This window comes from Microbulbifer rhizosphaerae (assembly GCF_014191725.1).
GTDB classification, from domain to species: domain Bacteria; phylum Pseudomonadota; class Gammaproteobacteria; order Pseudomonadales; family Cellvibrionaceae; genus Microbulbifer; species Microbulbifer rhizosphaerae.
On the sequence record NZ_JACHWZ010000019.1, the window covers coordinates 90,136 to 101,872 of the forward strand.

The window sequence follows — 11,737 nt, forward strand, 5'->3', positions numbered from 1 at the left end:
TCTGCGTCTTGCCATTCACATAAGACATATTTATCATATAAAAAAATAGAACAGTCACCGAGCCGGAGAACCGTGACTCTCCGCCACAATTGAGCCAGTTTTCATGAGCGACAACAAGAAACCCAAACGCCGCAGCCAGCTGAGCTACGGCAAGCTGGACAAGGACGGCTTTATCCACCGCTCCTGGATGAAGGCACAGGGCTACCCGGACCACTGTTTCGACGGCCGTCCCATCATCGGCCTCTGCAACACCTGGTCGGAAATCACCCCCTGCAACTCGGGCCTGCGCGAGCTGGCGGAATACGTCAAGCGCGGCATCTGGGAGGCCGGCGGGGTACCGCTGGAATTCCCGGTGACCAGCCTCGGCGAGACCCAGATGCGCCCCACCGCCATGCTGTTCCGCAACCTGCTGGCGATGGACGTGGAGGAATCCATCCGCGGCAATCCCATCGACGGTGTGGTGCTGTTGGGTGGCTGCGATAAGACCACCCCGGGACAGCTGATGGGCGCGGCCAGCGTCAACCTGCCGACCATCGTGGTCTCCTCCGGCGCCATGCTCAACGGCAAGTTCCGCGGGCGCGATATCGGCTCCGGCACCGACGTGTGGAAGTTCTCCGAGGCGGTGCGCGCCGGGGAAATGCCCGTGGAGGATTTTATTGCCGCGGAGAGCGGCATGTCCCGCTCCCGCGGCGTGTGCATGACTATGGGCACCGCCTCCACCGTCTCCAACCTGGTGGAGGCCATGGGCCTCTGCCTGCCATACAACGGTTCGCTGCCGGCGGTGGATGCGCGGCGCCAGGCGCTGGCGCACATGAGCGGGCGCGAGATAGTACGCCTGGTGGAAGAGGATATTCGCATCCGGGATATCGTTACCAAGGAATCCCTGATCAACGCCATCAAGGTCAACGCCGCCGTGGGCGGCTCCACCAACTCGGTGATGCACCTGCTGGCCATCGCGGGGCGCCTGGAGGTCGAGCTGGAACTGGAGGACTTCGACCGCTACAGCCGCGACCTGCCGCTGATCGTCGACCTGATGCCCTCCGGCCGCTTCCTGATGGAGGACTACCATTACGCCGGCGGCCTGCCCGCGGTGATGAAGAAGATCGCCCCCCACCTGGAACTGGGCGCCACTACCGTCAGCGGCGTGACCCTGGGCGAGCAGATCGAATCCGCCGAGTGCTACAACGACGAGGTGATCCGCGACCTCGACAACCCGGTGCGGGACAACTCCGGCATCTGGGTGCTGCGCGGCAACCTCTGCCCCCAGGGCGCCATCATCAAGCCCAACGCCGCTTCCCCTGAGCTGCTCAAGCACACCGGCCGCGCGGTGGTGTTCGAATCTATCGAGGACTACCACGCGCGCAAGGACCTGCCGGAGCTGGATATCGACGAGAGCTGCATTATGGTGCTCAAGGGCTGCGGCCCCAAAGGCTATCCGGGTATGCCGGAAGTGGGGAATATGGCCCTGCCGAAAAAGCTGCTGGAAAAAGGGGTAAAAGACATGCTGCGTATCTCCGACGCGCGCATGAGCGGTACCGCCTTCGGCTCGGTGATCCTGCACGTGGCGCCGGAATCCCACGCCGGAGGGCCGCTGGCAGTGGTGCGCGACGGCGACCTGATCGAATTCGACGGCGAGGCGCGGAGCCTGAACCTGAAAATCTCCGACGAGGAACTACAGGCGCGACTGACCGAGTGGCTGAACAACAAGCCGGAATCGCCCTACCATCGCGGTTACGCCAAGCTGTATGTGGAGACCGTGTTGCAGGCGGATCAAGGGGCCGACCTGGACTTTCTGGTCGGCGGTTCCGGCGACGAAGTTTCCAGAGAATCCCACTGATGAACAACCCAACGGGAAATTTTTCAAACGATACCGGCGAATTGGTGGCGGTGGACTGGGGCACCAGCAGCTTCCGCCTCTCCCTCCTCAACGGCGAAGGGCGATTACTGGAACAGCGGGTTTCCGGCCGCGGCGTGGGGCAGATGCGCCGGGAAGAACTTCTGCCCTTTCTGCTCGGGGAAATTGCCAAATTGCCGGGCCGGGCACGGGCACTGCCTGTCATTCTCTGCGGAATGGCCGGGTCCAACATCGGTCTGCAGAATGTGCCCTACCAGCCGTGTCCGGTGGACCCGCAGCAACTGGCCGCCTCCCTGGCCCCGCTGGGAGAAGCGGACCTCAATGCCTGCATAGTTCCCGGCCTCAGCACACGTACCGTCGGCGGCGAACTGGAAGTGATGCGCGGCGAGGAAACACAGATTGTCGGCTGGCTGGCGCAGGCCTCGGAAGAGGAGCGCCGGTCGAGCTGGCTGTGTCTGCCAGGCACCCATGCAAAGTGGGTGAACATTGACAAGGGCGAAGTACAGCAATTCAGCACCGCAATCACCGGGGAACTCTACGCACTGCTCAGCAACCACAGCGTGCTGGTGCAGGGCGACCAGAAGTTCTCCCGCGAGGCATTCGATTCGGGAGTCGCCGCCAGTGACGAAAACCCCGACCTCGCTTTCAATCTCTTCTCTGCGCGAACCCGCGTGCTCGACCAGCGGCTGCCACCTTCCGAAGGTGCGGCCTATTTGTCAGGCCTGCTGATCGGCAGCGAGATCCGCGCGCGCCTCGACCTGGCATCCGCTGCCCCCGGCGCGGATTCGACGGTCCACCTGATCGGCGACCTGCACATCACCGAACTCTACCAGCGGGCCCTCGCCCACCAGGGTATAGGCAGTCGCCAATACGAGGGCGCGGACCTGGCGCTGAACGGTCTGCGGCAACTCTATCAACAGAGCAGAAAACATGACTGAACAACCGATCGTGGCAACGGGGGCGCCGCACCTGCCGATGGTGGCCATCCTGCGCGGCATCACCACCGCGGAAATAGTCCCTGTCGCCGAGGCGATTTACCAGGCGGGCTTCCGCTATATCGAAGTTCCACTCAATTCGCCGGACCCGCTGGACACCATCGCCAAACTGGTGGAGCACTTCGGCGATCGCGCCTGCTGTGGTGCGGGCACGGTGACCACTGAGCGGCAGGCGGAGGAAGTGGCCGCGACAGGTGCGCGCCTGATTGTTTCGCCGAACTGCAATCCGCGGGTGATCCGCCGCAGTCTCGAGCAGGGAATGACCGTTATGCCCGGCATCCAAACTCCCACCGAAGCCTTCGCCGCCATAGAGGCGGGTGCAGAATATTTGAAACTCTTTCCCGCCGCCCACCTGGGGCCGGAATACGTAAAACATCTCAAGGCGGTGCTGCCGCCGGAAATCCGTCTGCTCGCGGTCGGCGGGGTGCATCTGGACAATATGGCGGACTTCCTCCGCGCGGGCGTCCACGGCTTTGGCATCGGTGGAGATCTCTATAAGCCGGGACGAACGGTGGAGGAGGTGGCGGAATTGGCGGAATTGGCGGAACGCTATATCCGAAAATTTTTAGAATTCAAATAGAACCGTAGGATGGGCAAAAGACCGCGAAGCGGTCGTGCCCATTACCCGGCGCCAATTGATGGGCACGTCGCTACGCTCCTTTGCCCATCCTGCGCCTGACTGAACAAATAATAGATAGAGCAATTACATAATAACGAGGTTAATCATGGCGATGACGAGTCTGGACTTGGCGGTATTCGCCGGCTACTGTATTCTGCTTCTGGGCTTCGCCTGGTGGATATCCCGGGAGAAGGCCGGCCACCAACGCAACACTTCCGACTATTTTCTGGCGAGCAATGCGCTGCCCTGGTGGGCCGTAGGCACTTCACTGATCGCTTCGAACATTTCCGCCGAGCAGATCATCGGCATGACCGGTTCGGGTTACGCCATCGGCCTCGCCATCGCCTCCTACGAGTGGATGGCGGCCATCACGCTGATTATTATCGGTAAGTATTTCCTGCCCACCTTCCTGGAAAAGAAAATCTATACCATGCCCCAGTTCCTGGAGCAGCGCTTCGATCACCGGGTGCAACTGGTAATGGCTTTCTTCTGGCTCGCCGTCTATACCTTCGTCAATCTCACCGCGGTGCTCTACCTGGGCGCGCTGGCGATCAAGACGATCACCGGTGTGGAGATGTTCTACGGCATGCTGTTCCTGGCCGTTTTTTCCGCCGCCTACTCCCTTTACGGCGGCCTCAGGGCGGTGGCATTTACCGATATCATCCAGGTGACGCTGCTGGTGTTCGGTGGCCTGATGGTCAGCTACCTGGCCCTGAATACCATTGCCGATGGCCAGGGGGTGTTCACCGGTTTCGGTATATTGTTGGAACGGGTACCGCAGAGTTTCGACATGATTCTCTCCCCGGAGCACAAAGATTATGTCAGCCTGCCGGGAATCTCCGTACTGATCGGTGGCCTTTGGGTGATGAACCTGTCCTACTGGGGCTTCAACCAGTACATCACGCAGCGGACGCTGGCCGCGAAAAGCCTCCGCGAGGCGCAAAAGGGCATAGCCCTGGCCGCCTTCCTCAAACTGCTGATGCCGATACTGGTGGTACTGCCGGGCATCGCCGCGCTGGTACTGGTGCCAAACCTGGAGAAGCCCGACCAGGCATATCCGGAAATGATGAAGCTGGTTCCGGCCGGACTGCTGGGGCTTACCTTCGCCGCGCTGGTCGCCGCCATCGCCTCTTCCCTGAGTTCCATGGCCAACAGCGTGTCCACCATTTTCACCATGGATATCTACCGCCAGTTGGCCGGGACCCAGCGTGGTGAAAAACACCTGGTGCTGGTCGGCCGCACCGCCGCGCTGACCGCGATGGTGGTGGCGATGGTGATCGCCGAGCCACTGCTCGGCAAGCTCGACCAGGCTTTCCAGTACATCCAGGAATTCACCGGCTTCTTTACCCCCGGCGTGGTGGCCATTTTCCTGCTCGGATTTTTCTATAAAAGGGCCAACGCCACGTCGGCGCTGGTTGCGGGTATCGGTTCCGTGGTGCTGTCGGCACTGGCTCGTATCTTCTGGCCGGAACTGCCATTTATGGACCGGGTGGGGCTGATATTCGTCGCCTGCCTGCTGCTCGGCATGCTGGTGGCGGGAAAAGAGAAAAATCCCAAAGCCATCGAAACAGGCTCGGTGGACTACTCCACCAGCAGCGGCTTCAACCTTTCCGCATTGTGCATCAGTCTTATCCTCGTCGCCCTCTACTACACCTGGTGGTAAGGGCCACGGGAAAACCCCCATCGCTGTAAGCGCATCTTTCAGCCCCTGCCAGCAGGGGCTTTTTTTTGCCCAGAGTAAACGGGGGAGCCGCCCTTAGAGCCTGTTCATAATCTCCTGATGAAGTTGGCAGACCGGGTGGGATGGCCCTTTGCGGGACCGTATGAGGCAGGGATGCCGATTACGAGCGTACAGGGATGTATTAAAGGGGGGCGCCCAGCCCGTGTCCCGCAAAGGGTCATCCCACCCGGTCCCGCTGAGAAGTGCAAGATTATGAACAGGCTCTTACAGACCTCCCTGCTGAAGCAGAAACAGCCACCGCTCCACTCCTTTCAAAATCATATCCACCGCAAAGGAACCGGTGAAAAGCGCGGTGATGCGTCCGGCGATTTCCACGTAACGCTCCACGTAGCGCTCATGGCGGGTCTGCACCCAGTCGTGGAGAAATTTCAGCAGGATCATGGAAATGGCAGCGACGACTATGGCCAGTGTTATGGCGAGGGAGGCAGCGGGAGCGCCGACACGGCTGCCGGCGATCACCGAGGCGCTGATAGTGCCCGGACCGACGATAAACGGCATGGCGATGGCCCCGGCCACTTCGCGGGACTGCGTACTCATGACATCCACCGGCGGGCCCATGCCCAGGATCAGGCGGGTTCCGATAATCAGGAAAGTCATTCCGCCAAAGATCATAAAGGCCAGGAAGCGCACCTGGAACAGATTGTCGAAAATTCGCTCGCCGAACCAGGCGAACAGCAGGAAAACCAACAGGCTGATCAGGAAAGCGCGCACGATCAGCCGGGTGAAAAGCCTGAGCTCCACCCGCTTGACCAGATCCAGCAGGTAGATGCTCATAATGAACGGGTTCAGCAGCACCAGGAGCAACAGAAAGGAGTTGGCAAACTGATCCCAATCCAGATCCATTATTTTCCTTCGGCCTGTTTGAGCAGCGGCCGGATCAGGTCCAGCGGCAGCGGGAATATGATGGTGGAGTTCTTTTCCCCGGCCACGTCGATCAGTGTCTGCATATAGCGCAGGGTGATGGCGTTGGGGTTCTTGGACAGCTCTTCCGCGGCTTCGGTGAGCTTCATCGCCGCCTGTGCCTCACCCTCCGCGTGGATCACCTTGGCGCGGCGGGAACGCTCCGCCTCCGCCTGGCGGGCGATGGCCCGGATCATGCTCTCATCCAGGTCGATATGCTTGATTTCCACATTGGTGACCTTCACACCCCAGGCGTCGGTCTGCTCATCGAGAATCTTCTGGATATCGATATTGAGCTTGTCCCGCTCCGAGAGCATCTCGTCCAACTCGTGCTTGCCCAGCACCGAACGCAAGGTAGTCTGCGACAGCTGGCTGACCGCTTCGTGGTACTGCTCCACATTGATGATCGCCGACTGCGGGTCCACCACCCGGTAGTAGACCACCGCATTGACCTTCACCGAGACGTTGTCGCGGCTGATCACATCCTGGGTGGGCACATCCATCACCACCACGCGCAGGTCCACCCGCTCCATGGTCTGGATCACCGGGATGATAATGATCAGCCCCGGCCCCTTCACCGCCTGGAAGCGGCCGAGAAAAAACACCACCGCGCGCTCGTACTCGCGCATGATGCGGATGGCGTACATCACCAGCAGTACGACCGCCGCGATCAACAATCCGATAAAGTAGCTGAACATCGTTATTCTCCTTTCTCCGGTTCCACCGTCAAAGTCAGACCCTTTTGTGCCACCACCGTAACCCGCTGTCCGAGCTGCAGCGGCTGGTCACAGCGGGCGCGCCAGATCTCTCCATTCAAATGCACCAGCACTATGTCTTCCTGCAATGAAGTCACCACCGCGCTGCGCCCCACCAGGGCCTGGTCGGAGGGAATACGCGGTTTGCGAAAGCTGCGCCCCACCGCCATCAGCAGCCCCAACATTGCCAGCCCGCTGACCCCGGCGATAGCACCGATCAACTGGCGCGACACCCGCATACCGGGCACATCGGTGTCGATCAGCATCACCGAACCGATCACCAGCGCGATTACGCCACCGATCCCAAGGGCGCCGAAACTGGGCATGAATACTTCCGCCACGATCAGCAGCGCGCCGAGGATAATCAGCGCCAGCCCCGCGTAGTTGATCGGCAGCACCTGCAGCGCGTAGAAAGCCAGCAACAGGCAGATAAGCCCGACGATGCCGGGCACCAGGGCGCCGGGGTTGTAGCCTTCGAAGATCAGGCCGTAGATACCGATCAACAACAGAATATAGGCCACCTGGGGATTGGTGATCAGCGCCAGCAGTTTGTTGCGCCAGTCCGGCTCGTAGCTCTGCCGCGGCAGCTCGGCAATATTGTCGGGGATGGTAAATTCGCCGCTGTCCAGCACCACCTTGCGCCCGGCGGCCTGCCGCAGCAGGTCGCCCTGGTCCTTGGCCACTATGTCGATCACATTCATCTCCAGCGCCTCGCCGGCGGTGAGGGTGGCCGCCTCGCGCACCGCCTTTTCCGCCCAATCGGCGTTGCGCCCGTGGCGATTGGCGAGGCCGCGAATAAAGGCGACCGCATCGTTGGTGACCTTGCGCTCCATGGCATCGCCGGAGGGCTGAGGCTTTTCCTCCCCCTCCTTGCCTTCCTCCTCCGCGCCCCCGCCCTTTTGCGGGCTTTCGCCGGGCGGCTGTTGCCCCGGCGCACCCCCCATCTGCACCGGGGTGGCGGCGCCCAGGGTGGTGGACGGGGTCATGGCGGCGATCTGGCTGGCGTAGAGGATATAGGTGCCGGCACTGGCGGCGCGGGCGCCGGCGGGATGGACATAGGTGGCGACGGGAATACTGGAAGCGAGAATATGCTTGATGATGTCGCGGGTGGCGGCATCCAGGCCGCCGGGGGTGTCCATGGTGATCACGAACAGCTGGGCACCGTCCTCCTCCGCCTCTTCCATGGCACGCACCAGATAGTCGGTGGTGGCGGGGCCTATGGGGCCGTCGATGGAGAACTCCGCCACGTGGGGGCCGTCCACCTTCGCCCTGCCTTCCGGCGTCTCCTGGGCAACAGCGCAGACCGACAGCAGTAGGCTGTTCAGCAACAGCAGGGCCGCCCCCAGCCACGAGGCCGATCGACATCCCAGTAACCCCTTCGACATGGCACCAATCCCGATGCAAAGTGAGTGGCAGTACTCGCAGGTTAACAGAAAACACCCCGCTTGCCAGAGAGGTACCCGATATACCCAATCCCTGACTTGGGTCACAAAAGCGCAATGGAGGCTATTTGTTAACCAACCTGTCTGTGCTAAGTTCCGGGCCAGTTGCTCAGGGATGGGAGCGAAATAGCAACGATTGATGACCCTGAGCCTTCTATGAAACGCCAACTTACCCACCCGACCGCCGGTATCCGCTGCCTGCAGCCGTTTTTCCTGTTCCTGCTGATCGCCCTGGCACTCCTCTCCATCGCCCGCCTGGGTCTTATCACCTGGCAGTGGCCGCGGGTGGGTGAACAGGGCATTACCGGCTTTCTGCTGCTGCAGGGATTGCGCTTCGATATTGTCGCCTGTTCGCTGCTGTTGCTGCTGCCGGCGCTGGCCACACCGCTGCTGGCGCTGCGCCCGCGCAGTAACGCCCTCTGGCAGAAGCTGCTGACCATCTACCTGAGCGCCTGCTTCGGCTTTCTGCTGTATATGGAGATGGCCACACCGTCGTTTATCGACCAGTACGACCTGCGCCCGAACATCCTATTCGTGGAATACCTGCGCTATCCGCGGGAAGTGGCGTCGATGCTGTGGAAAGCTTACAAGCTGCCGATCCTGCTGGCCGCGGTGGTCATGCCCCTGGCGGTGACCCTGGTCTACCGCTCTCTCCGCCGCGTGCGGAGCGACAGCACCACCAGTCCGCTCTCGGTCCTGTGGATGCTGCCGCTGGTGCTGGTAGTCGGTGCCCTGGGTGTTCGCTCCACCCTGGACCACCGCCCGGTCAACCCCAGCATCGTCGCCGTATCCGAGGACCTGATGGTCAACGACCTGGCCCTGAACTCCACCTACAGCCTGCTGTACGCCATCTACGAGGCGCGCCGGGACGAGAAGGGCAAGGCAGTGTATGGGGAAATGCCACGGGAACAGGTAGTGCGGCTGGTACGAGAGAATATGCGGCTGCCCGCAGACAGCTTCACCAGCGACCAATTACCCACCCTGCACCGACAGCAGCCGCTGAAACAAAGGGACAAACCCCTCAATCTGGTGATCATCCTGCAGGAGAGCATGGGCGCGCAGTTCGTGGGTGCCCTGGGCGGCCGGCCCCTCACCCCCGAACTGGATGCGCTGGCGGACGAGGGCATCTGGTTTGAAAACCTCTACGCCACCGGCACCCGCTCGGTGCGCGGTATCGAAGCGGTGATCACCGGCTTCACCCCTACCCCGGCGCGCAGCGTGGTCAAGTTGGGGCGCTCGCAACGCGACTTCTTCACCATCGCGGAGCTGCTGTCCAAGCGGGGCTACGACACCAGCTTTATCTACGGTGGCGAATCCCATTTCGACAATATGGCACGCTTCTTCGTGGCCAATGGCTTCGAGCGCATCGTGGACGAAAACGACTTTGCAAACCCGGTATTCGAGGGCTCCTGGGGCGCCTCCGATGAGGACCTGTTCGCCCGCGCCCACGAGGAATTCGAAAAACAGGGGGACAAGCCCTTCTTCAGCCTGGTATTCACCTCCTCCAACCACTCGCCGTTCGAATTCCCCGACGGCCGCATCGAACTCTACGACGCGCAGAAGGCCACGGAGAACAACACGGTCAAATACGCCGACTACGCCATGGGCGAATTTTTCCGGCGCGCGAAGCAGTCCAGTTACTGGAAAGACACCCTGTTCCTGGTGATCGCCGACCACGACGCCCGGGTGCGCGGCGCCTCCCTGGTGCCCATCGAGCACTTCCATATTCCCGGGCTGATTCTCGGCGCCGACGTCGAGCCGATGCGCTACAAGCGGGTGGCCAGCCAGATCGATATGCTGCCCACCCTGCTCTCGCTGATGGGCCTGAGTGCGGAGCACCCGGCCATCGGCCACGACCTGCTGCGCCCGGAGCTGGCGGGCACCCCGGGCCGGGCGATGATGCAGTACAACGCCACCCAGGCGTATATGGAGGGGGATAAAGTGGTGATCTTCGAGCGCGGCAAAGCGCCGTCCCAGTATCGCTACCAAAACGGCGAATTGGAGGCGGTGGAGGAAGAACAGCCGTTTGTCGACGAGGCCATGGCCCACTCCCTCTGGGGACCGCTCAGCTACAAGGAGCGGCTCTACCGCTTGCCGGCCGAGCCGCAGATAGCCGGCGGCGGCCAGCAGCAGGGGCGCCACAAGATCGAGGCGGCGAAGTAAGATTTATCGCCCCAGCGCGGCGCGGGCTCGGCGCTCCCAGCTATACGGGATTCCGGCGACTGTGCCAGCGCACCGCGTGGGCGTAATGGTCCACCTTGTCCTCCACCCCCAGCAGCAGCGCGAACAGCGCCATGCGCACCAGCAGGCCGTTGTCGGTCTGGCGGAAAATGGCCAGGCTGGGGTGTTCGTTCAGATCGATGTCCAGCTCGTTGGCCTCGGCGCGGGAATCCCGCGGCAGGGGGTGCATGATCACCGTGTTGGGTTCCGCGTGGCGGGTGAAGATATCCCGGTTCAATCGGAAGCGGCCGCGGTAGCGGTCCGCCTCCTCCTGGGAGGCGAAGCGCTCCTCCTGGATACGTGTGGAGTAGACAATATCCACGTGGGCGATAGCGCCCTCCAGTTGGTCGGTCACAGTCACCTGGTGCCCCGCCTTGCGCAACCGATCCACGATCTCCTCCGGCATTGCCAGCTCCGGCGGCGATACCAGCGCCACCTGGACCCTGCCGAACAGGCACAGCAGCTTGCACAGGGAGTGCACCGTGCGCCCGTGCTTGAGATCGCCGATCATCGCAATACGGAATTCGTCCAGGGAACGCCCGTGTCCCTCCAGTTCCTTGCGGATGGTGTAGAGATCCAGCAGCGCCTGGGTGGGGTGTTCGTTGGCGCCGTCGCCGCCGTTGACCACCGGCACCCGGCTGGCGGCGGCGAACTCGGCCACAGAGCCCTCCTGCGGGTGGCGCATGCAGATGACATCACTGTATCCGGACAGCACCCGCGCGGTGTCGTAGAGGGACTCGCCCTTGGCCATGGCGCTGGCGCTGATGCCCACTGTTTCGCGCACGGTGCCGCCGAGCAGGTTGAAGGCGGCACCGAAGCTGAGGCGGGTGCGGGTGCTGGGTTCGAGAAACATATTGCCGAGGATGGCCCCCTCCAGCACCCGGGTGACCTTCTCCCGGCGCGCGTAGGGGCCCATGGCGTCCGCCACTTCGAAAACGCGGTCGATATCGACCCGTTCGAACTGGCTGACAGAGAGGATATTGGCTCCGATAAAGTCCATTGCTACTCCACTTAGTGCGCTTTTTGGGCGCGAGTCTTTACCGGGGCTGCATTCTACTGGAAAACCCCGCAGCTCCCATCCTGCGATATCAAATTGTAGGAGCGGCCGCGGGCCCCCAGGTTGTAGAACCAACTTAGAGGCCCCCAGGGGCGACGCCCAACCGTTAGGCCCCCGTTATGCGTGCCCATTTGTTAGGGACCCAACACACCA

General features: G+C 62.0%; 9 protein-coding genes. 5 read left to right on the forward strand and 4 right to left on the reverse strand.

The genetic code is table 11. The features are described 5' to 3' along the window. Positions 1–103 precede the first annotated feature (103 nt). The 4 genes from FHS09_RS17505 to FHS09_RS17520 all read left to right on the forward strand — a co-directional run bounded on the left by FHS09_RS17505 (position 104) and on the right by FHS09_RS17520 (position 5,132). Entirely contained in the window at positions 104–1,837 is a 1,734-nt protein-coding gene (locus FHS09_RS17505) for an IlvD/Edd family dehydratase (protein WP_183462285.1), read from the forward strand. Next, a complete protein-coding gene (locus FHS09_RS17510; RefSeq protein WP_183462287.1) occupies positions 1,837–2,793 on the forward strand; it encodes a 2-dehydro-3-deoxygalactonokinase in 957 nt (318 codons plus the stop codon). The genes FHS09_RS17505 and FHS09_RS17510 overlap by 1 nt, the downstream gene beginning before the upstream one ends. Continuing rightward, a complete protein-coding gene (locus tag FHS09_RS17515) occupies positions 2,786–3,430 on the forward strand; it encodes a 2-dehydro-3-deoxy-6-phosphogalactonate aldolase (RefSeq protein WP_221192094.1) in 645 nt (214 codons plus the stop codon). The genes FHS09_RS17510 and FHS09_RS17515 overlap by 8 nt, the downstream gene beginning before the upstream one ends. Before the next feature lie 145 nt (positions 3,431–3,575). Next, positions 3,576–5,132 carry a sodium/sugar symporter gene (locus FHS09_RS17520; RefSeq protein ID WP_183462289.1) on the forward strand — a complete coding sequence of 519 codons (1,557 nt, stop codon included), beginning with the start codon at positions 3,576–3,578 and terminating at the stop codon, positions 5,130–5,132. Between the two features lie 282 nt (positions 5,133–5,414). Here the strand turns inward: FHS09_RS17520 and FHS09_RS17525 are convergent, their stop codons facing one another. Genes FHS09_RS17525 through FHS09_RS17535 form a run of 3 tightly spaced genes read right to left on the reverse strand, consistent with a single transcriptional unit; the run spans position 5,415 to position 8,250 of the window. After that, positions 5,415–6,053, reverse strand: a complete 639-nt coding sequence (locus FHS09_RS17525; RefSeq protein WP_183462291.1) for a MarC family protein — start codon at positions 6,051–6,053, stop codon at positions 5,415–5,417. After that, a complete protein-coding gene (locus tag FHS09_RS17530; protein ID WP_183462293.1) occupies positions 6,053–6,808 on the reverse strand; it encodes a slipin family protein in 756 nt (251 codons plus the stop codon). Before FHS09_RS17530 ends, FHS09_RS17525 begins: the two co-directional genes overlap by 1 nt. 2 nt (positions 6,809–6,810) lie before the next feature. Continuing rightward, positions 6,811–8,250, reverse strand: coding sequence for an NfeD family protein (locus FHS09_RS17535; RefSeq protein WP_183462294.1), 1,440 nt, complete (start codon positions 8,248–8,250; stop codon positions 6,811–6,813). Positions 8,251–8,463: 213 nt separating this feature from the next. Here FHS09_RS17535 and FHS09_RS17540 point away from each other — a divergent pair, with 213 nt between their 5' ends. Then, positions 8,464–10,470 carry an LTA synthase family protein gene (locus FHS09_RS17540; RefSeq protein ID WP_183462296.1) on the forward strand — a complete coding sequence of 669 codons (2,007 nt, stop codon included), beginning with the start codon at positions 8,464–8,466 and terminating at the stop codon, positions 10,468–10,470. Between the two features lie 40 nt (positions 10,471–10,510). Here FHS09_RS17540 and FHS09_RS17545 read toward each other — a convergent pair whose 3' ends face one another. Further along, positions 10,511–11,527 (reverse strand): aspartate carbamoyltransferase, encoded by a 1,017-nt coding sequence (locus FHS09_RS17545; protein ID WP_183462298.1) that lies wholly within the window; start codon positions 11,525–11,527, stop codon positions 10,511–10,513. Positions 11,528–11,737: the final 210 nt, after the last annotated feature.

Coding starts and splice junctions, on each gene's coding strand:
- FHS09_RS17505 (WP_183462285.1), top strand. CDS start 104: ATGAGCGACAACAAGAAACCCAAACGCCGCAGCCAGCTGAGCTACGGC.
- FHS09_RS17510 (WP_183462287.1), top strand. CDS start 1,837: ATGAACAACCCAACGGGAAATTTTTCAAACGATACCGGCGAATTGGTG.
- FHS09_RS17515 (WP_221192094.1), top strand. CDS start 2,786: ATGACTGAACAACCGATCGTGGCAACGGGGGCGCCGCACCTGCCGATG.
- FHS09_RS17520 (WP_183462289.1), top strand. CDS start 3,576: ATGGCGATGACGAGTCTGGACTTGGCGGTATTCGCCGGCTACTGTATT.
- FHS09_RS17525 (WP_183462291.1), bottom strand. CDS start 6,053: ATGGATCTGGATTGGGATCAGTTTGCCAACTCCTTTCTGTTGCTCCTG.
- FHS09_RS17530 (WP_183462293.1), bottom strand. CDS start 6,808: ATGTTCAGCTACTTTATCGGATTGTTGATCGCGGCGGTCGTACTGCTG.
- FHS09_RS17535 (WP_183462294.1), bottom strand. CDS start 8,250: ATGTCGAAGGGGTTACTGGGATGTCGATCGGCCTCGTGGCTGGGGGCG.
- FHS09_RS17540 (WP_183462296.1), top strand. CDS start 8,464: ATGAAACGCCAACTTACCCACCCGACCGCCGGTATCCGCTGCCTGCAG.
- FHS09_RS17545 (WP_183462298.1), bottom strand. CDS start 11,527: ATGGACTTTATCGGAGCCAATATCCTCTCTGTCAGCCAGTTCGAACGG.